Annotated in this window: 20 protein-coding genes; 11 read left to right on the forward strand and 9 right to left on the reverse strand. The window is 44.6% G+C overall.

The window, feature by feature from the left end:
• Window positions 1-100: 100 nt before the first annotated feature.
• Window positions 101-574 carry a DUF1842 domain-containing protein gene (locus R7R78_RS18225; RefSeq protein ID WP_005373450.1) on the reverse strand — a complete coding sequence of 158 codons (474 nt, stop codon included), beginning with the start codon at window positions 572-574 and terminating at the stop codon, window positions 101-103.
• Between the two features lie 283 nt (window positions 575-857).
• On the opposite strand from R7R78_RS18225, the gene R7R78_RS18230 reads away from it, so the two are divergent.
• The 3 genes from R7R78_RS18230 (at window position 858) to R7R78_RS18240 (ending at window position 4,724) form a co-directional block, all read left to right on the forward strand.
• On the forward strand, window positions 858-2,549 hold the full coding sequence (locus tag R7R78_RS18230; protein WP_225474087.1) for an FAD-binding oxidoreductase: 1,692 nt from the start codon (window positions 858-860) through the stop codon (window positions 2,547-2,549).
• 87 nt (window positions 2,550-2,636) lie between these two features.
• Window positions 2,637-2,963 (forward strand): hypothetical protein, encoded by a 327-nt coding sequence (locus R7R78_RS18235; RefSeq protein WP_005373454.1) that lies wholly within the window; start codon window positions 2,637-2,639, stop codon window positions 2,961-2,963.
• A 471-nt stretch (window positions 2,964-3,434) separates the two neighbouring features.
• Window positions 3,435-4,724, forward strand: coding sequence for a linear amide C-N hydrolase (locus R7R78_RS18240; RefSeq protein ID WP_213906153.1), 1,290 nt, complete (start codon window positions 3,435-3,437; stop codon window positions 4,722-4,724).
• A gap of 146 nt (window positions 4,725-4,870) precedes the next feature.
• On the opposite strand, the gene R7R78_RS18245 is transcribed toward R7R78_RS18240, so the two are convergent.
• From R7R78_RS18245 to R7R78_RS18265, 5 genes are all read right to left on the reverse strand, one after another.
• On the reverse strand, window positions 4,871-5,914 hold the full coding sequence (locus R7R78_RS18245; RefSeq protein ID WP_005373458.1) for a GMP reductase: 1,044 nt from the start codon (window positions 5,912-5,914) through the stop codon (window positions 4,871-4,873).
• Window positions 5,915-6,350: 436 nt separating this feature from the next.
• Window positions 6,351-7,892, reverse strand: a complete 1,542-nt coding sequence (locus tag R7R78_RS18250; protein ID WP_225474088.1) for an NAD(P)H-hydrate dehydratase — start codon at window positions 7,890-7,892, stop codon at window positions 6,351-6,353.
• An 86-nt stretch (window positions 7,893-7,978) separates the two neighbouring features.
• On the reverse strand, window positions 7,979-8,416 hold the full coding sequence (locus R7R78_RS18255) for a PAS domain-containing protein (RefSeq protein ID WP_005373463.1): 438 nt from the start codon (window positions 8,414-8,416) through the stop codon (window positions 7,979-7,981).
• The gene (locus R7R78_RS18260; protein WP_005373466.1) at window positions 8,416-9,420 is read right to left on the reverse strand and encodes a response regulator; all 1,005 of its coding nucleotides are present in this window, start codon (window positions 9,418-9,420) and stop codon (window positions 8,416-8,418) included. Before R7R78_RS18260 ends, R7R78_RS18255 begins: the two co-directional genes overlap by 1 nt.
• Window positions 9,421-9,787: 367 nt before the next feature.
• On the reverse strand, window positions 9,788-10,696 hold the full coding sequence (locus tag R7R78_RS18265) for an aldo/keto reductase (RefSeq protein WP_005387688.1): 909 nt from the start codon (window positions 10,694-10,696) through the stop codon (window positions 9,788-9,790).
• A 95-nt stretch (window positions 10,697-10,791) separates the two neighbouring features.
• Between R7R78_RS18265 and R7R78_RS18270 the strand changes: the two genes are divergently transcribed.
• Entirely contained in the window at window positions 10,792-11,205 is a 414-nt protein-coding gene (locus R7R78_RS18270; RefSeq protein WP_005373470.1) for a helix-turn-helix domain-containing protein, read from the forward strand.
• Here R7R78_RS18270 and R7R78_RS18275 read toward each other — a convergent pair.
• Window positions 11,186-11,800 carry a hypothetical protein gene (locus tag R7R78_RS18275; RefSeq protein WP_225474089.1) on the reverse strand — a complete coding sequence of 205 codons (615 nt, stop codon included), beginning with the start codon at window positions 11,798-11,800 and terminating at the stop codon, window positions 11,186-11,188. The two genes, R7R78_RS18270 and R7R78_RS18275, sit on opposite strands and share 20 nt — an antisense overlap.
• Before the next feature lie 455 nt (window positions 11,801-12,255).
• On the opposite strand from R7R78_RS18275, the gene clcA reads away from it, so the two are divergent.
• Both clcA and R7R78_RS18285 read left to right on the forward strand, forming a co-directional pair.
• Window positions 12,256-13,659: a H(+)/Cl(-) exchange transporter ClcA gene (gene clcA, locus R7R78_RS18280; protein WP_005373473.1), complete on the forward strand. Its 1,404-nt coding sequence runs from the start codon at window positions 12,256-12,258 to the stop codon at window positions 13,657-13,659.
• A gap of 261 nt (window positions 13,660-13,920) precedes the next feature.
• Window positions 13,921-14,868, forward strand: a complete 948-nt coding sequence (locus tag R7R78_RS18285) for a TDT family transporter (protein WP_225474090.1) — start codon at window positions 13,921-13,923, stop codon at window positions 14,866-14,868.
• A 45-nt stretch (window positions 14,869-14,913) separates the two neighbouring features.
• Here the strand turns inward: R7R78_RS18285 and folE are convergent, their stop codons facing one another.
• The gene (folE, locus tag R7R78_RS18290; RefSeq protein ID WP_005373478.1) at window positions 14,914-15,567 is read right to left on the reverse strand and encodes a GTP cyclohydrolase I FolE; all 654 of its coding nucleotides are present in this window, start codon (window positions 15,565-15,567) and stop codon (window positions 14,914-14,916) included.
• A gap of 287 nt (window positions 15,568-15,854) precedes the next feature.
• Here folE and moeA point away from each other — a divergent pair, with 287 nt between their 5' ends.
• The 5 genes from moeA to R7R78_RS18315 all read left to right on the forward strand — a co-directional run bounded on the left by moeA (window position 15,855) and on the right by R7R78_RS18315 (window position 21,608).
• Window positions 15,855-17,090 carry a molybdopterin molybdotransferase MoeA gene (moeA, locus tag R7R78_RS18295; RefSeq protein WP_225474091.1) on the forward strand — a complete coding sequence of 412 codons (1,236 nt, stop codon included), beginning with the start codon at window positions 15,855-15,857 and terminating at the stop codon, window positions 17,088-17,090.
• Between the two features lie 9 nt (window positions 17,091-17,099).
• Window positions 17,100-17,849, forward strand: a complete 750-nt coding sequence (gene moeB, locus R7R78_RS18300) for a molybdopterin-synthase adenylyltransferase MoeB (RefSeq protein WP_005387678.1) — start codon at window positions 17,100-17,102, stop codon at window positions 17,847-17,849.
• Window positions 17,850-18,024: 175 nt separating this feature from the next.
• Window positions 18,025-20,130, forward strand: coding sequence for an LruC domain-containing protein (locus R7R78_RS18305; RefSeq protein WP_225474092.1), 2,106 nt, complete (start codon window positions 18,025-18,027; stop codon window positions 20,128-20,130).
• Window positions 20,131-20,142: 12 nt separating this feature from the next.
• Window positions 20,143-20,637, forward strand: a complete 495-nt coding sequence (locus R7R78_RS18310) for a hypothetical protein (RefSeq protein WP_169629067.1) — start codon at window positions 20,143-20,145, stop codon at window positions 20,635-20,637.
• Window positions 20,638-20,777: 140 nt separating this feature from the next.
• Window positions 20,778-21,608 carry a sulfurtransferase gene (locus R7R78_RS18315; RefSeq protein WP_206953445.1) on the forward strand — a complete coding sequence of 277 codons (831 nt, stop codon included), beginning with the start codon at window positions 20,778-20,780 and terminating at the stop codon, window positions 21,606-21,608.
• Between the two features lie 165 nt (window positions 21,609-21,773).
• On the opposite strand, the gene R7R78_RS18320 is transcribed toward R7R78_RS18315, so the two are convergent.
• Window positions 21,774-22,775 (reverse strand): sugar-binding transcriptional regulator, encoded by a 1,002-nt coding sequence (locus tag R7R78_RS18320; protein ID WP_005387670.1) that lies wholly within the window; start codon window positions 22,773-22,775, stop codon window positions 21,774-21,776.
• Window positions 22,776-23,097: the final 322 nt, after the last annotated feature.

The following is a 23,097-nucleotide window of genomic DNA, read 5'->3' on the forward strand; positions in this document are numbered from 1 at the left end:
ACCGTCAAGTCATCGTGTTTACTCGATTTACCTCGTCAAACACAGATATTCGAAACCATCGAATATCTGTGTTTTGGCACAGTGTCATCGCTGATGAGATTTATGCTGGCGCAAGATCATTTTGCTCCACCTTAAAGTTCTCGATGCTAGGAACATGCTCAGGCAAAAGTAGAGTAACGCGTTGATTTGCTGCTTCAATCCATTTACCTGAACTATTTTTATATCGATAGAATGCCACGCCTGACTTCCAATCATCATTAAGTAGGAGGTTGAGCGTTACGTTATGAAGATCAGCTCCTAAAGGAGCAATGCCTAGATAAGGCTGGTAGCCCTGCAACGTCACCATGATATGACAATCACGCATCGTGCATTGATAGTTGAAACTACCATTGAGATCAGACACCACATTTAACGGTGGGTTAACGGCCTGAAAGATATGTCCTTTACCCACTATTGATTTGTCTTCACTGGCCACGAGTAGATTAACATCGAAGCTCACTCCTCCAGGTAAGCCGTTACCAATTTGATAATGAGCAGTAAAAATTGCTTGTGATTCTTTTGAGTCCATTTTCATTGTGTTCTCCAACTGAATTTATTGTCGTTAGTGACCCATTCAATGTAGATAACACGTCATTCTGGTTCAGTATCAATTTAGGCTCAGATCTACTTGACTACATAAATTATCCACGGTCACGCAGATGCCGATCGTTCTTTTCATCAACCAGATATTGTTGCTCTCTCGCTGATGCTTTTGGCGATTTGTACAGAACAACTGATACCAAACTGATATGGTGAATGTATGCATTTGGTTTAATATTTGAACAACTATTCAATACATAAGCCAAATGGAAAAAATAATGGAACATGAATGGATGCAGGGAACTAAAGAAAACCAAGTGGTAGAACAGCACCCTAACCCTCAAATACAACGCCTCGCTGTACTTAGCGCGTACTCAATCTCAGTCAATAATGCCAAACTGTTTATTCAGAAAATGGATAAGTGCGGTTTTCCTAAAGAACGATTACTGACACCTCTTGAAAACACGGTTTCACCGGTTCCCGGTTTGAACCAATATCAAGTCGAGTCACTCATCTTCAATACTCGCTATCAACACCAACCCTTTGTCATTGTCATGTGCAAAAGTACGCAAGAAGTTCAGCAAGCCTATCTAACAGCAACTCAATTCAATCTCCCGATTCGTGTTCGCTCAGGAGGGCATGATCACGCAGGTGAATGCAGTGGTGACAACGTCATTTTGATTGACGTGAGCAGAATTAAGACCTTCCAATTGTGTGACAATATTGCCACCATTGGTGCTGGCTATCGCTTCTATCAACTGACACCAAAACTTGCAGAGCATGATCGAATGATTGCACATGGAACCTGTGCCACAGTTGGGTTGACTGGCTATATTCAAGGCGGAGGATGGGGCCCTTGGACGCGAAAATACGGCATGTGTTGTGAGCACCTAGTGAGTGCAACCGTGGTATTGGGTGATGGTACGATCACAGAAGTCTCAGCAGAGTCCAACCCTCACCTATTTTGGGCACTAAGAGGCGGCGGAGGCATGAGCTATGGCATTGTTACCGAGCTACGCGTAAAAACATTCCCTTTACCCAAAGAGATCCACCGCTTCGAGCTTCAGTGGAACCTCTATCCAAAAATCAACGGTATGCTTCAGCCAATACCAACGCACCCTACCATAGATGTGCTAAAAAATTGGGAGCAGGCTATAAAAAGCCTCGATACGCCTAAACTTCTTGGCACCAACTTGCAAATTGATGCTCTGCCTGAATCATCTAACCACTGTGATATTGAAACCATCAGCCATCACTGCACCATGTATGGCTACTGGGAAGGAACAGAACAAGATCTTCACCAATTTATAGCCGTTCAATTTGGCGCTTGCTTCCCTGATTTAGTTCAAGTCTATGAAGCACATGGCACTGACTTTGACGGGAAGAAATACGATCACTCCCTGATGAGCACATGGGGGCGCGATTCTTTGTGTCAAAACGGTTCTCCTTTCCCTCCCGATTATGACGCCCCAGCACCTCACAAAATCACTTCGCGATTGGTGTCAGAGCGAGGTCTTAAACCAGAAGGCTATACTGCACTTTTGCAAAGCTTAACTTCACCTTTGATAAAGCCAGAAAACCGCGATCAAGGGCTATTTAGTTACGTAACCTTAGGGGCGATCACTGGCGGTTTTTATCATCACTCAGACGACCTTGAAGACATATCTTTCCCCTACCGCCAGTGTCAATATACAGTCCAATACCAAACCTGGTGGAATGAAGAGATAAAGCAAAAACTAGAACTACAAAATAACCCAGTACTTGTTGATGTAAACAGAGCCATGGACTGGATTGATAAAGCCAGAGAAGCTGATATACCGGGAACCTATGGTGCCTTCATCAGCTTTAAAGATCCGGCAATTCCGACAAGCGTTTATTTTGATCGAAGCTACCGCGACTTAATCGGTATAAAAGAAAAATACGCTAAGGATAAGTTTAATCACCTTAGAACTAATAAGACCATCATTTAACATCAATATGCATCTTAAAAAGCATATATTAACAGAACGTCATTTGGCCGTTCTATCACGTATAGAAATTAAAAAAGAGGAAAAATTATGACAACTAAGGGTTCATTTTACGTTAAAAATAACTCCAACGATAAAATCACCGGATATGTGAGATTTAAAGACTCTCCGGAAATGGAGGTTCATTTCGACTTGAATATTGGCGAACAATCTGAATCTGCTAGTTTTGAATCCGGTGCCGCTACCCATGACTCCTGGTATTACAGTTTCAAAAAGGCAGGTAAAACCTATACTGGGGACAAGTCCTGTGCATACTATGCAAAAGATGAAAATAAAGGCCCCGTCGTTGTAGAAATCTTTAATGATAATTTAAAAATATCTCCACCACTTAGCGGTTCTTGTGAGAAAACTTTATAGCTGCTCACCTGATTCATCACTTCGCCCGAGACAGTTGCACAACTTCTCGGGCAGTTTCATTTCTCGGTATTTGGATTGAAGACTCTCCCCATTTTCAATCACAATCTGAAATTGTTAACTTTATGTTCTCACTTTATATCACCACTGCAAGATAATCGAATAAATACAAATCACTTTTAAAATAAACTTTAAATCTAGAGTAACCAAGATTGAAAAAATAAATATATTATTAATTTCTAAGATCAAAGAGTTTTACTTAATACATCACTTTTTATTTTAACTCTATCAACTGATACTAAACTGCTACTGACGTTTTTTGATTGAATGCTTAACTTAATAGCATGCGCTTATCTCAATGGCTAAAACCATTACTAAAGCGCAATTCATCTATATCCACGTAATCTCTAAGCATTTGATTCAGAGGGTTTCTTGGATATTCATCATTCAAGATAAACAACGGAAAGCATGGCTATGTGTACAGATGTTAATATCAATTATGGTTGCAACAACCAAACCTTATCCGCTAGAACCATGGAGTTTGCAGTTAACCTTCAGACCGAGATTTGGTTTAGAGCCCAACAAACTTACCAAATTACGACCTTTACTTCCGACGGAAAAGCCGACCGTGTTTTCAATGGTCAGCCGCCAAAACGTCACAGTAAAGAATGTGAGTTTCGAGCAAATTGGCAGGGAGAGTTGAGCTTCATACACTGCAATGCCATTACCCGGTATAATAACCCTCTTTTAACAGCTGATGGCATTAATGAATCTGGCCTTTCTGTTGGGTCACTGTACTTGCCCATTCTCAATCAAAATGTATCGACCTCTCACATCCCTGATGATGCCTTTGCATTAGGCAGCGGCCTGTTTGGTACTTTTATCTTGTCTACGTTTAATACTGTGGACGAGATGGTGACCTACTTCACCACCCACCCCGTTTACGTGTTTAACTCGACTATTTCAACTGGTGAAACAGAGAGTGACAACATGGCTTTGGACCAGCATTTCGTGATTCACGATGCAAATAATGACAGTGCCGTCATTGAGTTTCTTAACGGTAATATGCATATCTATCGAGCATTCAAAGAAAGCGATATGTTCAGCAAAGAGGAAAATCAGCAAGCACGCTATCAATGTACCGAATACGACTTTGATGATTATAAAGTGGTTGTGGACCACTCCTACGTTGGAGTAATGACTAACTGCCCAAATTACCATTGGCATGTCAATCACCTCTCTTATTTTTCTAATTTGCGCAACTACAACCCAGAACCGAACAATGAAGCAACCATGCAACGTCATATCCAAGTGCCTGGCCCACTTCAATCAATCAATGGCGCTGGCTTGATGGGTCTACCCGCCGACCCAACACCGCCGTCTCGATTTGTACAAACCTATGCAATTAAGCAGTTAAGCGAACAACCAACTAACTTCGACGAAGCCTTCTCACTCGGACAAAAGCTACTTAATCGCGTTGATATACCTTTGGGCATCATGGCGAATGAGTTTGAGACATCCGATAACCCTGAAGTCTTTTTTAGTGATATTACCCAATGGAGCGTTATTAGACATAACAGTCATCAATCACCCGCGTTCTATCTGCGTACTTACGGAGACATGACTTGGCGAGTCGCTAATGTCAAAGACTATATTGGGTTAAATAGAGACTGTCAGATTTCAAGCGTTTTACAGCTCATGCCAGTTACAACATCATTATCGTTTGAACAAGTCGAATCTCGACCAACTATTAAAATCGCTTAGAGTTAATTTTGAAGCGCAAACAAATGAGAAGCAAAAAGCCAGAGTAAGAAATCAATCTCACTCTGGCTCATAGCTGCATATAGTATAGTTTTATCTGCTATAGATATAACGTATGGTTGCTTTTACACTTGTTACATTCAGTCGATTTACTCTTTACCGAACACGTTGTTCTCTTGTTCTTGAACGCGGATGAATGTAGTACGCTTGGTTAGCTCTTTAAGCTTTGCTGCACCCACGTATGTACATGTTGAGCGAACGCCGCCAAGGATGTCTTGAATAGTGCCGTGAACGCTACCACGGTATGGCAATAATACGGTTTTACCTTCGGCCGCACGGTAGCCAGCGACACCACCTGAGTGCTTGTCCATCGCGCTCTTCGACGACATGCCATAGAATTTCATGAACTTCTCGCCGTCTTTCTCGATCACTTCGCCGCCTGACTCTTCGTGACCCGCTAGCATCCCACCTAGCATTACGAAATCCGCGCCACCACCGAATGCTTTCGCTACGTCACCCGCGCAAGAACAGCCACCGTCACCGACGATCATGCCACCAAGGCCGTGCGCTGCATCACCACACTCGATGATTGCAGAAAGCTGCGGGTAACCAACCCCCGTTTTTACACGAGTTGTACATACAGAGCCTGGGCCGATACCCACTTTAACGATGTCTGCACCAGCTAGGATTAGCTCTTCACACATATCACCAGTAACCACGTTGCCTGCAGAAATGACCTTGTCTGGGAACTCTGCTCGCACGCGTTCAACATACTCGACCAAATGCTCTGAGTAACCATTTGCAATGTCGATACAAATGAAAATAAATTCATCTGAAAGTGCCATGATGTCTTTGGTTTTTTGGAAGTCTGCGTCAGATGTCCCAGTAGACACCATAACGTTATTCATGGTTACTTTATCTGCTGATTTAGCAAACTCAGCCCAATCTTCTACCGTGTAATGTTTGTGAACAGCGGTCATTACACCATGCTCAGCTAGAGCTTTAGCCATTGCAAAGCTACCAACCGAATCCATGTTTGCTGCGATTACTGGCACACCAGACCATTGACGACCACTATGCTTGAATGTAAAATCGCGGGTTAAATTTACTTGAGAACGGCTCTTAAGGGTAGAACGTTTCGGGCGAAACAGTACATCTTTAAAACCTAACTTAAGTTCTTGTTCGATACGCATTGTGTAATTCCTTGATTCATATGTATATGTGTCATTTCAGAGTGCGTAGTGATTTCGTTGGCAGACGAGTTCACTGTTCTTCGGACACAAAAAAACCGGAGCGTTGGCAGACGCTCCGGTTTTCAGCATTATAGGCTGTGATTTATTTCCTACAAGTCTGATATTTGAATTTTTTTTGTGATACCATCTTGAAAATCGCATATCAAAAACGCTCCCCAAGTCACCAAAACCTCTTATTATTTATAACTATCAACAACTTGAGAAAGCACTTAAGTTAACCCATTGCGCAAACCTTTGCGTCATATCTTAAAAATTAAAACGCATCACCTCTCAAATCTGCCTAAAACTCAATCACCTAATACTAAGATGCCCTGCTAATTCGTAAAAAAGTACTCAAAAAAATCGACCAATTTTCTCAGCAATGCATGAAATCTAATTAATTTCGATAGAGCTCTTGGGTGATAGCGGTACGAAGAGTGCTAACGACATCACTTGCCAAAAGACCAATTTGACCATTCTGACTCACGTTTATATCAGCAGCATGACTGTGAAGTACCACACCTAAACGTGCGGCAACAGAAATTGGTAAACCTTTGGCTAGTAATGCACCAATGACTCCAGATAACACATCTCCCATTCCCCCCGTCGCCATTCCGGCGTTACCCGCTAGACAGACGTACATTCTCGTTCCATCGTAAATAAGCGTCCCCGCGCCTTTTAAAACCACTACACCGCCATAACGCTCTTGCAGTTGTCTTGCAGCAGAGTATCGGTCACTTTCTATTTGTTGAATGGTTACATTTAGTAGTCGAGCTGCCTCTCCAGGATGCGGCGTGATCACTCGATGGTTGTCGCACACTAGAGTGCCATCGCATCGCTGGCTCAGCATCGCTAGAATATTGAGGCCATCAGCATCAACAACTTTAGGTTTCTGCTCTTGAGCCAGATATTGATAGGCTTGATAAGCCCACTCATCATCTCCAAAGCCAGGACCAAACACTAATACGTCAGCCCAGCGTATGCGTTTAGTTAAGTCGTTCTCAGTATCCCTGAGCAAGTCAGTGGTGATGCTCTGGCTCATTACTTCTGGGCAACCAACCTGCAGTGGAATAAGGCTACTCGTGTGAGTAATTGCGGCAGTTAAACCCGCTCCGGTTCTAATCGCTGCGGAGGAACATAAACGAATCGCCCCAGACATCCCTTGGTTGCCACCAACACAAAGCAACTTCCCGTTGTCACCTTTATGGACCGTTGGATTTGGCTTGGGCATTAATCTTGAAACAACCTGATGATCAATACCTAATGCACTTTCTACTTCGATAGTATCAAACTTAGTATTGACGCCTAAACCACAAAAGTAGAGCTCGCCAACGCGATCTCTCGCTTGTCCAGTGCATAAGCCTTGCTTAACCCCAATGAAGGTTACTGTATGCTCGGCACGAATAGCATCACCTAAAACTGCACCTGTATTAGCACACAGACCAGAAGGAACGTCGACTGCAATCACAGGGGTATGAATTTGATTAATTTGGTCAATATAGCGACGATACTCCGAACGAACCTCACCGCTTAAACCAGTACCTAACATGGCATCAATGATCACATCTGCCTCTAACAATGCGGTATTCCATTCATCCCAATCATTGTTAACACCGTCGATTGACTGCCAATCTTGGTATGCGCGCAAAGCATCACCTTTTAGCGCAGATACATCACCAATTTGGAAAACATGTACATTGAGTTGAGCTTGTTTCGCAAGAGATGCAAATACGTAACCATCGCCACCGTTATTCCCTTTACCGCAAATCACTAAGATATTTTTTGATTTAGGATACAGATGTAAAAAGCGCTCATACACGGCCATACCAGCGCGTTCCATTAAGCTATACATAGAAACACCAGCCATTTGCGCAGCCAGCGTTTCACCGTTTTTTACTTGCTCTGCGGTGTAGAGTTTTAGGGCGAGATTAAAGTCCATGTTCACGTTCTACGCATTGGGAAACACAATTATAAGTATACAAAAAAGCCAAGGCGGACCTTGGCTTTTGAGAAAGTTTTTTATCGCTATTGATTCTGAGACATCAGAGCTTCAGCCGTCGCGTCTTGTATAGACAAAAACAACGAGTTGATTTTTCCAGTCGGTGTGCGCATTGGGTTCAACGTAACATTCTGGTACATAAACTCCGCTTGCTGCGTAACTGGTCGAACATTGCGACAGCAGAATAAGTAAGGTCGTTGTCGCCATGTGATGAAGCTGCGACAGCCTAGGTCATACACTGGTTTTGTTTTTAATTTAAACCACTCCTGTGGGATTTCAGGGAAGATATCAAATATAGAACGACCTATCGCATCATGAGACTGCAAACCACTGTGATGAGTCATAAACCCATTCCAGACCTGTACATTGTAATCTCGATCAATGACCACTAAGCCCATGTCGACGTTTTGTACCATATCCACCATCCAATGGAATTGTTCAAACTCTGCTGGCATATTCAACATTAGAACTCCTCCATTAGATAAGACAGTTTGTTATCAAGCAGCGGCAAGGATTCATCCACAAACATAAACAACAAGTCACAACGAATCGACGTTCCTTCAATGTTGTAGCTCACTTCGAATGTCATCGTGCGGCTGAATGCTCCAGTTGTAGATTCAATGATCGAGTCAATTGAGATATGCTGACCAAGGAGTACTGGTGGACTTTGGAAGAATCGGACTTCAGACTGCTCGCCTAAACCATTTAAGAACGACCCCACCAAAATATTAGAAATATCCATTAGCAGCTCAAGCTCTTCTAGCTCTTCGCTGTCTGCTGGTACTTTCATCAACTTTTTGAGATCAGATACGCTTGAATCACTCAAGATCACTAGCGCTTCGCCAGCAATACCTTCGCCACAAAATCCCTGACAAACACCCGATACGTTGTCATGCGACGCCAAGTCGCGTAGGGCCATGTGAAGTTCGCTCACTTCAAAGATATTGACGTTCGGCAGAGGTAGTTGCACAAACACATCAAAGTGACGCGCCAACGCATCGGCTGCTCGACCAATTGAAACGTTAGCCACTTCCATGTAAATATCGCGACGACGTAAAATCGGTAACTCAATAGAGACAGGCGTGATAATTTGAGGACGAGGTTCTGGCTCGACCAACTCTTTAAGCGCCTTCTTGAGTTCATCTTTGGCGATTGGTTTTTGAATAAACGCTTTTGCACCCAGTGCGAACACGCGCTCTTTCGCTTTAGGTTGGATATCCCCCGACACCACAACCACCGGAGTTTTATCCCCCAACCGTTGCATGTGCTCTAGTGTTTCAAAGCCATCCATTTCTGGCATGGTCAAATCAAGAAACATCAATTTAAACTCGTTTTTTTCGAGTTCTTCTAGCGCGTTTTTTCCGTGGATAGCAAACGTAATATCGGCATTCAATGTGGCTGGTAGTGATCTCGCCATCTGTTTGCGTGCTAACGCTGAATCATCACAGATGAGTACGGGAAAAGACATTCAATCACCTTTTTATATTCCACAATCTGCGCCGGAGTCTAACAGATTGTTACAGCATGTAATACGAGAAAACTGACGAGTTTTTTATTTCTTTATTATTCAATAAGCATACGCAATATGAATGAATGAGTGAACAAAATGACTAAAAAGCAAGCATCACATTCGCTGTTTAGTGACATAAAACAAACATGGGTAAAACTCCTCCACCCAAAGTAAGCAAAAAGTTGCAGCTAACATCCAAAGCCCATTTTTGCTCGAATTTCATTCTTTCTATTTCCATAATGGGTAAACAGTAACGCGCTAAAACTAAAAAGGCACCCTGCTAGAGGATGCCTTTAATAATAATTTCATCGATAAGATATCAATTCTATGGCACACCATGACCTTTAGAAGCCACCCATACGCGATACCATTGCTCTCGAGTAAGTTCGATGTTCAATGCATTAACTGCAGTTTGCACACGCTCGATTTTACCAGAGCCAATGATTGGAATAGGGTTAGATGGCAAACGACGTACCCAGGCATAAATTACTTGGTCAATACTCGCTGCGCCCACTTCTTCACGAATTGCTTCTAATTCGTTACGGACACGAACAGCTTGCTCACTGTCACCACTAAAAATTGAACCACCACCGAGGCAAGACCAAGCCATTGGTCGCGTGCGCAACATTTGCATTTGATCAAGCGTTCCATCGTGTGCAACCTCAAAGTTAAGTGGGTTGATTTCCACTTGGTTAGTAACCAACGGCTTACCTAAGCGAGATTGCAGCAGTTCAAACTGGCGTGGGGTGAAGTTAGACACGCCAAAGTGCTTCACTTTGCCGACTTTGTGAAGCTCAGAAAATGCTTCTGCAACCTCGTCTGCATCCATTAACACGTCAGGACGATGAATTAAAAGTACGTCGATTTCATCCACATTCAAACGTTCTAGCGAGTTATTCACCGATTGGTAGATATGTGCTGAGCTCGTGTCGTAGTGATTGATCTTACGCTCTGGCGTTTTATCGCCACACAAATTGATGTCGCATTTCGTCACGATCTGAATTTGCTCACGAACACTCTTGTCTAAAGCTAACGCTTCACCAAACAACGCCTCACACTCGTAATTACCGTAGATGTCGGCGTGATCGACTGTCGTAATGCCTAACTCAATGTGTTGCTTAAGAAATGACAAACGCTCTTGAGCCGTCATTCCCCACTCAACTGCACGCCAATATCCTTGAACCAGCTCTGAGAACTCTGGGCCTTTTGGTGCAGTTACTACTTTTGCAACCATGGGTTTTCTCCTTCAATTGATCTGCATTCATCGTAGTCTTGTTTTCGTACCGGCTCAACGGGTAAACTTTCGCAATTCGAACTGGAGTACGAAATATGTCTTTTGCCCAACGCCTAGCCACCCTGATCGGAGAAGAAAGCATCAGCGGGTTCGCTCGACGCGTCGATGTGTCTGAAGCTTTAATACGCAAATACCTTAAAGGCAGTGAACCTAGCCTAACTAAAGCAAATCAAATTGCAATGCGCGCCAATTGCTCTCTTGAATGGTTAGCAACGGGATGTGGTTATTTATATCGCCGTGCTGAAGTCGTGGATATGGATGCGTACAAACTTGCCTTTCAACACGTTATGAATCAGCCGTTGTCAGACGATGCAGAAGAGATACACCGCAAGCTAATCGCAGGCTATCAATACCTGCGCGCTCACAAAAAATCGGATGGTTTTTTGGATGAGTCTGCAATGGCGACCTTCCTATCTCTCCATAAAGAATCTAAAAACGAGTCACTTTGACCTCGATAATTTCGCCATCACTGCGCAATTGCACATTTAAGGACGGTGATGGCGTCAGAAACTCGTCCGGTTTTACCCAAAGCAAACTTCGAATCGTTTCTTGTGGATAGCGGTTCATCAACAAAACAACTTCTTTATCGACAAGTTCGGAAGATTTCTTTTCCAGAGCTTCAACGACATCATAGTGTTCTTGTCCGATAGTAACTCTGCGTAAAACTAACCCATCCTTTCTTAAGTTGAGAAGTAAGTCATTCAGACGCTGCCACTCGTATTCAGTGAGAAACGAGAACTGAGCACTTTCTCTTCTCAAAACCACTTCACCATACAAGTGCTGCTGGTAGTACGAAAAATCATCCAAACAAAATGCGCTGATAAACGTTGAGTTGTCTCGCAACTGCACTTCGCAACCATACCAGCTTCCACTTTTTTCTATACGTTCTTTTAAATTGGAATATGGCATTGCTGACAACGTGTCTTGCCACCAGCTCGGCGTTGAAAGTGCCGGAAACGTTACCGAACAACAACATAAAGAAAGTAAGAGTCGAAGATAAAAGCGCATGCACTGCTCTAGTTGGTTGACATCGAACCAAGACATTACTAACTGCAAGAAAATGTTCAAGAGAAAAATAGTGGCAGGTGGTGATGAAAGTTATAACGCAGAAATTAAGAAGGCGCACATGTGCGTGCGCCTCTACCTCGTTACTCAATCGTGAGTGTGCGAATCGGCGATGTCTATTGATGCATCCCGAACATAAAACGAGGACTTACCGTAGGGTTTGAATCCATCCAAATTGTGTGTAAAACCTCACATCCCTCCTTCTGAAGCAGTCATGTTGCTTTACATTTAAAGCATGGTTCATTTTTTTCAAAAAACAAGTTTTTTATCCTAAATTATGAGAGCAATAGCACAATCTGAGTGAATGAATAATATCGTGACACTTCGAACACTCAATAGTGAAAAGCTAAATTGCATCTTTATTGATTAGGTCTAGACTCTGCGAAGCGTATACTTTCTTTCGTACCTTCCCCCAGCAACAGGAGAGCTTGTTAATGACCAAACGCGAGAGAATTGTGAAATCTGTGTTAGCGCACGTACCGAAAGATGCGATTAACCAGTTTGTCTCTCGAGGGTCAACACCATTTTCTGTTCTCATTATGGCCGCCATTGTGGGTACGTTGGCTGGTTTTGTCGGTACGTATTTCGAGCTTGCCGTTCATTTCGTTTCTGAAACACGAACAGAATGGTTAAGAAGCGAAATTGGTAATGTTCTACCATTGTGGCTGGCAGCGGTTCTCATTAGCGCACTTTTAGCTTTTATTGGCTATTTTCTTGTGCACCGCTTTGCGCCAGAAGCGGCAGGCTCTGGTATTCCTGAAATCGAAGGGGCAATGGATAATATTCGTCCAGTGCGCTGGTGGCGAGTTCTACCAGTAAAATTCTTCGGCGGCATGGGCGCACTTGGCTCAGGTATGGTGCTGGGTCGTGAAGGCCCAACCGTTCAAATGGGGGGCGCTGTTGGTCGAATGGTGACCGATATATTCCGCGTAAAGGATGACGATACCCGCCACTCCCTGCTCGCTTCTGGTGCTGCTGGCGGTTTGGCTGCGGCTTTTAATGCCCCACTCGCAGGCATTATGTTTGTTGTGGAGGAAATGCGACCTCAGTTTCGCTACTCTTTGATCTCAATTCGCGCAGTGATCATTTCTGCCATTATGGCGAACATAGTGTTTCGCGCCATTAACGGGCAAGACGCCGTTATCACTATGCCGCAATACCAGTCGCCAGAGCTTCAAACCCTATGGCTGTTTTTATTGCTTGGCGCATTGTTTGGCGTGTTTGGCGTGATCTTCAATAAACTGATTACCGTGGCACAAGACAGTTTTGTCGCAATTCACAAAAACGATCGTAAGCGCTACTTGATTGTAGGTTCGTTACTGGGAGGCGTGTTTGGCTTGCTTCTTTTGTACGTACCCCAACTAACTGGTGGTGGTATCGGCCTTATTCCTGACATTACTAACGGTAACTACTCGGTATCCATTTTAGTTTTGCTTTTCTTTGGTCGTGTAATCACAACCCTGCTCTGTTTTGGTTCTGGTGCGCCGGGAGGCATCTTTGCACCTATGCTTGCTCTGGGAACCTTATTTGGCTATGCGTTCGGAGCAAGTGCTGATGTCTTGCTCCCTGCGCTTGATATCGAGCCTGGTGTATTTGCGATTGCGGGCATGGGTGCCCTGTTTGCTGCAACGGTACGTGCACCGATTACTGGTATTTTGTTAGTGATTGAAATGACGAATAACTACTACTTAATCCTGCCATTGATCATTACTTGTTTGGGCGCTGTGATTATTGCTCAATTGTTGGGTGGACAACCTATTTACAGCCAGCTGCTGCATCGCACAATCAAAAACGAAAAGTTACGCCAACAGGATCTACCGGAGAATCAATCAACATAACATTCTCTTTGTTATCACTTCGCTCCGGACTATCGAAGGGTTTGGAGCGATAAACTCTGCGTTTTTACATCTTTTCCCAAATATTCGATACCAAACTCACAAAATTATCATTCTCTGATATTTGCTCACCACCTTTCATGAGAAACCCCTCTCCATACTTGTTAGTATTTGCTACTTAAATAGAGCATTTCATCCAAATCGTCATGTTTCGTTTCATTCATGCAAAAATCAAATGGAGTAGATTTGAACTGGAGAAGACTTGTGCATTTTTATAGTGTCCCGCCGTCTCAAGCCGCGTTGGCACTAGGTATGATAGGTTTAGGGCAAGCTTGGGCACTCTATGTTCCTGAGATTGGTGAACCGATACGCCCATTTTTGGCGTCACTCGGCGCACTTTTACTCGCCCCTGTACTCATAAAATATGCCGCTAATCCACGATTATTCATGGTCGACATTCGTCACCCGCTGAGTGGTAGTTTAATGGCACCAATGAGTATGGCGTTACTGATCCTTGCAGATTATCTTGCCGCTGTAGCGCCTATCATCGCTTATCCACTTTGGTTTATGGCGCTTTTGCTGCATTTTACTATGATGGTGCTGTTTTTTAGCTTTCAGCTAATGAACTTCAAAATGTCCAATATCGTACCGAGTTGGTTTCTTTATCCGGTGGGGCTGATCAGTAGTTCACTAGCCGGTTCTCAACTAGGTCACAACTTATTCTCCGAAACGCTAGCGATGATGTGCATCGGCATTTATTTCTTCATGCTGCCACTCGTGTTGTATCGTTTGGTGTTTTTCGGCTCTCTACCAAGGCGAGCAAGACCGACCCTCGCGATTATGGCCGCGCCGGTAAACTTGTCATTAGCAGCATACTTGGTGAACTTTCCCTTACCTGATCCGATACTAACAGGCGCATTGGCAGGGATCGCCATCACTATGACTTTATTGATCTACTTATGTTACTTCCGCTTACTTCGCTTGAAGTTTCAACCTTCTATCGCGGCAGTAACCTTTCCTTCCGTGATCAGCGCTATCGCAATGCATCGCTTAACCTCTTTTTTTGCCGAATCGCACCCTCACTGGCACTGGCTGCACGACTTTGGTTTTCTAGAGCTCAGTATCGCGACTGTATTGGTTGTTTGGGTATCGGCAGGTTACGTCAAAATGTATTGGCCAGAAATCATGAAGTCATTTTCTAAACAAGCATAAAAAAAGGATGGCGTTTGCCATCCTCTTAGAATAGTGCTTGGTTACCTAACGTAAACCGTGCAGAAACTCGGCACGCGTTGCTGGGTTGCTTTTGAAGATACCGCCCAATGCTGTTGTCGTGGTTTCGCTGGTTGCATCCATCACACCGCGAGATTTCACGCAGTAGTGTGTTGCGTCAATCGTCACTGCCACATCATCGGACTCAAGCAGCGTTTGAAGTGCAACAAGAATTTGCTGAGTCATACGTTCTTGAACTTGTGGACGCTGCGCAAAGAAGCGAACGATACGGTTGATCTTTGACAGGCCAATGATCTTGCCACGTGGAATGTAAGCCACAGCAGCCTTGCCATCGATGGTCACAAGGTGGTGTTCACAAGTGCTGGTCACCGTGATGTCCTTCACGCGAACCATCTCGCTCACGTTCATCTTGTTCTCAATCACCGTGATTTTAGGAAAGTTGGAGTAATCCAGACCAGAGAAGATTTCGTCAACGTACATCTTAGCAATGCGGTGAGGGGTTTCTTCTAGGCTATCGTCAGTGAGGTCAAGTTGAAGCAGACCTAAGATCTCACGCATGTGGTGTTCGATCTTCTCTTTCTTCTCTTCACGACTTACGTTGTTTGGACGCATTGGCGTTTCCAAACCGCGTTGCTCTAGCGCTTCTTTTACTAACTTCGCTGACTCGCTAAGACCTGACATTCCACTTCCTCTTTTGTTTTACTTCAGCCTTCGTACAAACCCAATCAAAATTGCATTCATACTTTTCGCTTTGAGTTGCTCAGTTCGTGTCTTTACACCAAGTCACATCAGATGAAGGTACTGAGCTGATTTTCTTGAGCTCCGCAGGTTTTTTACCCCTTTTGGATGGCTGACAAGGATACTCGGATTTTTGAATAATTACACCCATATTTTATAGGTGGACATTCTTACTCAGTCCCCTTTTATGGTAAAGTTGCCACAAAACAAAAGAACACAGGATTTTCTCAATGGGCTGCTGCGACGCACCTGGCTTGATGCCAATTGAAGAAGCGATGGACAAAATGCTATCGCGAATCAAACCTATCCAAACAACGCTTTCTCTTCCACTTGCTGAAGCACTCGGTTTTGTACTGGCAGAAGACATCTTGTCTCCTATTCACGTACCGCCATTCGATAACTCAGCAATGGATGGCTACGCTATTCGCATTCAAGATCTTGAGTCGTCTCCCGTATTGCCTCTGGCAGGTAAATCATTTGCAGGACAACCTTTTGAAGGTGAATGGCCTCAAGGTACCTGTGTTCGCATCATGACTGGCGCAAAAATCCCACAGGGTTGTAATGCCGTTATCATGCAAGAAAACACAGAAGTGACGGATGCTGGCATTCAGTTCAACCAAACTGACGTGAAGCCGCAAAACAACATCCGCCCAACGGGTGACGACATCAAACAAGGCGATATCGTACTGGCAAAAGGTGCACGTTTGACACCTCGCGATATTCCGATGATTGCGTCTCTTGGTGTCAGCCATGTGACTGTAGTACGTAAGCCAAAAGTTGCGTTCTTCTCTACTGGTGACGAGCTTAAACCACTGGGCGAACCGCTAGACGAAGGTCAGATCTACGACAGCAACCGTTACGGTATTAAACCGCTTATCGAGAACTTCGGTTGTGAAGCCGTTGATCTGGGCATCATTCCAGATTGCCCAGAGACTCTAAAAGCAACCTTTGAACAAGCGCAAACATTGGCAGATGTGGTCGTGACCTCAGGCGGTGTCAGTGTAGGCGAAGCGGATTACACCAAAGACATTCTTGAAGAACTTGGTGAAATCGGTTTCTGGAAGCTAGCAATCAAGCCGGGTAAACCTTTCGCGTTTGGTAAGCTAAGTACAGCTTGGTTCTGTGGACTGCCGGGTAACCCGGTTTCTGCAGTCCTTACTATGTACGTGCTTGTTCAACCAATGCTGGCAAAACTTGCAGGCCATACCGAATGGAAAGCCCCCGAGTCTATTCCAGCAACAACCAAAACCGCCTTTAAGAAAGCGCCAGGCCGTACCGATTACCAACGTGGTATCTATACATTGGAAGATGGCAAGTTTGTCGTTGAAACAACCGGTAACCAAAGCTCTGGCGCATTCCGCTCAATGAGCCTAGCGAACTGTTTTGTTGTCTTGGAACGTGAGCGCGGCCGAGTTGAAGTGGGCGAAACGGTTCAGGTTCAACTATTCAACTCAACCCTTTACTAGGAAGACGTTGTGGATATTCTTTCCGATCAGGAAATGCTGCGTTACAACCGCCAAATCATTCTTCGTCAGTTTGACTTTGAAGGACAAGAAGCACTCAAACAAGCATCGGTATTGATGCTTGGTGCTGGCGGTTTAGGCTGCGCATCAAGCCAATATTTGGCGACTGCTGGTGTCGGTAAAATCACGCTGATTGATGATGATATCGTCGAATTGTCTAACCTTCAGCGCCAAGTACTGCATCACGATGCGGATATTGGTCGTAAGAAGGTAGAATCAGCGGCCGATGCACTACGCGAGCTTAACCCGCACATCATTGTAGATACCATCGCAAAGCGTCTTGATGATACAGAGCTAAAAAGCTTGATCGAACAGCACACTATTGTTGTCGATGCATCAGATAACGTCGATACGCGCAATCAACTTAACCGCCTATGTTTTGCGACCAAAACACCGCTGATTTCAGGCGCGGCCATTCGCATGGAAGGCCAAGTGAGTGTGTTTACTTACGATGATCCAGCGCAACCATGTTACCAGTGCTTAAGTGCCCTCTTCGGCAGCGATGCGCTAAGTTGTGTCGAAGCCGGAGTAATGGCGCCTGTTGTGGGTATTGTTGGCGCAGTGCAAGCGATGGAAGCGATTAAAGTGATTGCTGATTACGGCCAACCAAAGAAAGGAAAAATTCTGATTTTGGATGCGCTCAGCATGTCTTGGCGAGAAATGAATCTGATGAAAATGCCCTCCTGTCCGGTTTGTAGTTAGTTCTATACCTCTAATCATTCCCAAAAAGCCCAACTCGATGTTGGGCTTTTTCTCATTTTGACAATCAGATTTACAACCCTTCTTCTTACAAATCTTAGCTCTATAAAATTCAACAACTTAAAAGTTGGCACATTCCTTTCATTGCATATATCACGAACCAATGAGAGGGCGAATTATGAAAAGGACATCACTACTACTTGGGTCTCTAATAGCGAGCGCTTACGCACAAGCGGCGCCATTTGATACGTGCCCAAGCCAAGCATACCTGTTCCAATCAACCCCGGTTCAAATCTATGGCGTCAATTTGGTTACAGGCTCTACGACTCTTTTAGAGGACGACACAGGTTTGGCTTCGGGCATCAACGGTGTAGGCTTTAACTTCACTGACCGTTATATCTACGGCTACGACACCGCAAACAAAAAGATTGTTCGTCTTGGTCAAGACTTCCAAGCAGAGACACTTGATGTTTCGGGTCTTCCTACCGACCACACGTTTTACGTAGGTGACGTTTACAACCACGTCTACTACTTGTACCGCAAAGGCAAAGGACTTTTCTCCATTGACCTTTCTCCGCTCGATTCTGATCCAAATGCGACATTGAGCATCGTGAAAATCAGCTCAACAGCGACTGTGAACCTAACCGACTTTGCATTCCATCCAGGTGATGGCTCCCTTTACGGCATCGACAACAACTCTGGTGTGCTATATCAGTTCAACCCATCAAATGGTAGCGCAACTGCGATAGGTGACACAGGTGAGAAAGGCACATTTGGTGCTGGCTACTTCGATGTAAACGGCAACTACTACGTGTCACGTAACCAAGATGGCAAAATCTATCGCGTTGACCTTTCGGAAGGTAACGCAGCCAATATCGCAGCAGGTATCGTTCCTGCGGTTGAGTTTGTATCCAACGGTCCAAGCTCAAGCCAAAATGACGGTGCACGTTGTGCAAATGCTCCGGTGATTAACGAAGACGAGCCAATTGATTTTGGTGACGCTCCAGACAGCTACCACACGACACTTGCGTCAAACGGCCCTCGCCACGAGGTGGACGGTGTCACTTGGCTTGGTTCTGTCGCGCCAGATGGTGATGCCGACGGTCAAGCAAACGACAACTCTGTGGGCACCGCTGATGAAGATGGTGTTGGTTTTGTATCCGCACTTGACCCAGGTTTAAGCTCAATTGTGAATGTGACGGCTTCTACTTCTGGCTACCTATCAGCATGGTTTGACTGGAACCGCGATGGTGACTTTGATGATGAAGGCGAACAAGTCTTTACCGACCAATTACTCTCTGCGGGTAATAACCCTCTACCATTTGTAGTTTCAACAGCGGCAATGGAAGGTTCAAGCTGGAGTCGATTCCGCTTTAGCCAACAAACCGGATTAAACTACGATGGTGGCTCAACGTCTGGTGAGGTGGAAGATTACCCAATTACCATCACTGGTAATGGTTACTCAGTGGAATATTTCCCGAGCGCAGAAGATTACGCCACCGTGGCTTATGAAGATAATTGGCCATACACCGCAGACTACGACATGAACGATGTGGTCGTGAAATTCCGCATCACTGAAACCAGTCTTGCTGGTCATGTTGAGAATATTCAAATTACAGGTGACCTAGCGGCTTACGGCGCAAGCTACAAAAATGGCTTCGCAATCCGACTACCGGGTGTACTTAGAAGCTCGATTGAAAACGGATTAACAACGCTATCCTTCAATGGTGTAGAACAAGCATCCAACGGCTTAGAAAGCATTTCTGATGAAGCCATTTTCATCATCAGTGAAGACTTAAGCACACACGCGGCGAGCAACTGTAGCTACTTCCGCACAGAGCCTGGCTGTGATGATAACGTTTCACTCACCTTTACCTTGAATGTGTACTTCACTGAAGGATCTGACCGTTCAGCCATTCAAGCCATGCCATACGACCCGTTCATCTTTGCAACACCGGGCACTTACCATGGCGACGGGATTACCTTCCAACCAGGCCGTAAATGGGAAGTTCACTTAGCAGACCAAGCACCAACAGAACAGTTTGATGACCAAAACCTCTTCGGTGTCGGCGTCGATGCAAGTGACCCTGCGCAAGGTGTGTACTTCAAAACAGCAAACAACTTACCTTGGGCACTGTTGATAGTAGAAGATTGGGATTGGCCGCTAGAGCGTGTAGACATGGTCGATGCATACCCTCAATTCCAAACTTGGGCTGAGTCTGGTGGCGAACTAAGCACAGATTGGCACACCTCTCCAACACCTAACAAATGCTACATTCCATAGGGAGATAACATTATGAAAGCACTTATCACAATCATCATGGGATTAGCACTAATGGCTTGTGGCGGAGGCGGCGGTGGTGGTAACAGTACACCACCTCCACCAACCCAAACCACGGTGCCAGAGGAAGATACTACCCAGCAGGAAGAAACTACTGAAGAAGAGACAACGGTAACAGTGGAAGATGCAACCATGCATGATCTAGTAGTACCAGATGGCTTTAGCTACAACCCAGTGACGGAAGGTACGCTCAATGTAGACATCAGTGGTTTCTCTTCACAACGAGCACACCTAAGCGTGTACAAAGAGTTTGTCGAGAACAGTTCAGGTAACTACGATGCAAAATACCCAAGCAAAGTCGCATCGGTTCCACTCAACAATGGTACAGCAAATGTCGACTTTAATGTTTCTGATAGCCAAGGTAGCCTACTTGTTGAAATTTGGTTCTATGACGGTAGTGACCCAATTCAGAAAGTGATTACTTCTGGAGACAACACTTGGACCATGTAACTAGATAGATTGAAGGCATCGCGAAAGCGCCCCTTCATCATAAATCTTCAATCTCAAGCTTAAAAATCGCATCGTTCTTTTGAACATGCGATTTTTTTGTTGTAAAACAGTAAGATTATCCACCTAACAAACTAAAGACAATGCAAGCACTGATTAGTACTGATGAACTCAATAGCCTTCTCGGCCAACCTAACGTCAAGCTCCTCGACGCTAGTATTGCGTTTCAAATCCCTTCTGAAGGCAAAAAGATTCAAGATAAGTGGATTCCAAATACTTTACGCTTTGATTACGACAATGACTTTTGCTTACCCGGCTCCTCCCTACCGCATATGATGCCAACAGAAGAAGGCTTCAACCAAAGTGCGCAACAACTCGGTTTGAACAACGAAGACTTGATTGTGGTTTATGACAACTCAGGCACTTTAGCGGCACCAAGAGCTTGGTGGATGTTCAAAGCCATGGGGCATGACAATGTTCGAGTCTTAAATGGCGGTCTTCCAGCTTGGATTGAAGCAGGACTCCCTGCCGAAAGTGCCCTATCGCAACCAAGCGAAGAAGGCAACTTTACGGGTAAGCTCAACCAAAATGCCTTTTTGAGTGCACAAGATGTTCTTGCTCATTCAACCAATAAAAGTGCCAATATCATCGATGCCAGAGCCAAAGCTCGCTTCCTTGGTGAAGTGCCTGAGCCACGAGAAGGTCTACGTAGTGGGCACATTCCAAATTCGGTTTGCTTACCGTTTCAAGAACTCTTGACCAACGGTCACATTAAACCAAATTCAGAGTTGCAACAGATATTTAGCGCACTAACGATAGATAGTGACAATTCGATTATTTTTAGTTGCGGTTCCGGTGTAACCGCATGCATTTTATTACTCGCGGCGTATCAAATTGGTCTGGACAACCTGTCGGTGTACGACGGTTCTTGGACCGAATGGGGTGCAGACCACTCTCTACCTATCGAGTGTTAAGACAAGTGTCTGTTTAACAAAGTATCTTACGTTTATCTAAAGATGATGTGTTCCAATAAACTAAACGCAGCTTCTAAACCAAACTTGTCATTTCGAAATAGAAACTGGCTATGAGTGATTTGTCCCTCCTCATAGCCTGACTACATCAAAAGCCGACTATTTCCGTTAGCGTTCAGATGTCGCGTTACCGTGCATTTGCTCATCTAAGTTGAGCACGGTTAATGCGTTGCTAACGCTCGTGGCGATCACGTCTATCGCTCCAGTTCTTAATGCTCCGAGTAGAGCGAGTGGCTTGCTGTTCTCAGCTGCGATCGCAATAACTTCCGAGATCGGCCGAAACTCTTCAATACCAAGTCCAATTACTCGGTCACTCATTACCGTGTTCGCTACATTACCGTGAATATCAAAGAAGTCATAACCTGCAAAATCCCCTACCACACCTTGTTGAAGTCTCGACTGAACCACTTCATCAGGCGTAAACCAACCTAAGTCGACCATGTAACTGTTTTCGCTCATGTCACCAATACCAACCAAAGCGACATCGGCTTTACGCGCTAGGTCGAGCGTTTGTTTCACGGTTGCATTTTGCATGAAGGCCAACTTCTGTTCTCTATTTTCTGCGTATGCCGGCGCATAAAGGGTTTCAGAGGTTCCCCCATACTTCTTCGCCAACTGACGACAAATATGGTCGGCGTTATACATACCGCCACGCGGGTGAATACCACCAATGCCACACACAAATTTACAGTCACGCGGCGTAATAACACCTATATGGTGAGCGACGGACGATACGTTGCGCCCTTGTCCGACCGTCACCACCATGCCGTTTTTGAGCGTGCTAGTGAGATAATTGGACACCAATCCCGATACCTGTAGTCGTTGCGCTTCTTCATTCGGTTGATCAAGAGCAACAAGCGCGCGCTTAACGCCGAATCGCTCGATCAAACGTTGTTCGATCTTGGCGCTGAACACCGGATGGTATTTAACGGTAATTTCAACAATGCCTTCATCACGCGCCTGCTTGAGCATTCGCCCGACCTTTGCGCGTGATATGGCAAATTTTCTCGATATCTCTTCCTGAGTCGCACCGTCTTGATAATACGCGACGGAAATCTCTGTCAACAAATCCGTGTTTTCAATGGAAATATCTTGATTAGAACTGCTCATGGTTTCTCTCGCCCTTTAAGAGGATCGATATTGTATGCAATAAGTGAACATATGCTCATTGACTTAGCATATGTTCTTTATCAATTTAAACGCTACATTTGCTCATCGCAATAACATTTTCTCACTACAATTTTTTACCCTCTTGGACAACGCTCAAGCTTTGAACAATAAGGGCAAACGTTTATTTGGGTTAACCACTAAACACACAGTAAAAAAACGTTGATGAAGTTCACTATAAGTCCATTTCAGCGATTGACTTTCAGCATAGATAGGATAAATATGGACACATCATTTACTCAGCTATCGATCAAATGTTCATAGC

It is taken from the genome of Vibrio sp. 2134-1, from assembly GCF_033339495.1.

Coding starts and splice junctions, on each gene's coding strand:
- R7R78_RS18235 (WP_005373454.1), top strand. CDS start 2,637: ATGACAACTAAGGGTTCATTTTACGTTAAAAATAACTCCAACGATAAA.
- R7R78_RS18255 (WP_005373463.1), bottom strand. CDS start 8,416: ATGTTGAATATGCCAGCAGAGTTTGAACAATTCCATTGGATGGTGGAT.
- moeA (WP_225474091.1), top strand. CDS start 15,855: ATGGGCTGCTGCGACGCACCTGGCTTGATGCCAATTGAAGAAGCGATG.
- R7R78_RS18230 (WP_225474087.1), top strand. CDS start 858: ATGGAACATGAATGGATGCAGGGAACTAAAGAAAACCAAGTGGTAGAA.
- R7R78_RS18320 (WP_005387670.1), bottom strand. CDS start 22,775: ATGAGCAGTTCTAATCAAGATATTTCCATTGAAAACACGGATTTGTTG.
- R7R78_RS18245 (WP_005373458.1), bottom strand. CDS start 5,914: ATGCGTATCGAACAAGAACTTAAGTTAGGTTTTAAAGATGTACTGTTT.
- R7R78_RS18265 (WP_005387688.1), bottom strand. CDS start 10,696: ATGGTTGCAAAAGTAGTAACTGCACCAAAAGGCCCAGAGTTCTCAGAG.
- R7R78_RS18275 (WP_225474089.1), bottom strand. CDS start 11,800: ATGTCTTGGTTCGATGTCAACCAACTAGAGCAGTGCATGCGCTTTTAT.
- R7R78_RS18260 (WP_005373466.1), bottom strand. CDS start 9,420: ATGTCTTTTCCCGTACTCATCTGTGATGATTCAGCGTTAGCACGCAAA.
- R7R78_RS18305 (WP_225474092.1), top strand. CDS start 18,025: ATGAAAAGGACATCACTACTACTTGGGTCTCTAATAGCGAGCGCTTAC.
- R7R78_RS18250 (WP_225474088.1), bottom strand. CDS start 7,892: ATGGACTTTAATCTCGCCCTAAAACTCTACACCGCAGAGCAAGTAAAA.
- R7R78_RS18310 (WP_169629067.1), top strand. CDS start 20,143: ATGAAAGCACTTATCACAATCATCATGGGATTAGCACTAATGGCTTGT.
- folE (WP_005373478.1), bottom strand. CDS start 15,567: ATGTCAGGTCTTAGCGAGTCAGCGAAGTTAGTAAAAGAAGCGCTAGAG.
- R7R78_RS18225 (WP_005373450.1), bottom strand. CDS start 574: ATGAAAATGGACTCAAAAGAATCACAAGCAATTTTTACTGCTCATTAT.
- R7R78_RS18270 (WP_005373470.1), top strand. CDS start 10,792: ATGTCTTTTGCCCAACGCCTAGCCACCCTGATCGGAGAAGAAAGCATC.
- R7R78_RS18315 (WP_206953445.1), top strand. CDS start 20,778: ATGCAAGCACTGATTAGTACTGATGAACTCAATAGCCTTCTCGGCCAA.
- clcA (WP_005373473.1), top strand. CDS start 12,256: ATGACCAAACGCGAGAGAATTGTGAAATCTGTGTTAGCGCACGTACCG.
- R7R78_RS18240 (WP_213906153.1), top strand. CDS start 3,435: ATGTGTACAGATGTTAATATCAATTATGGTTGCAACAACCAAACCTTA.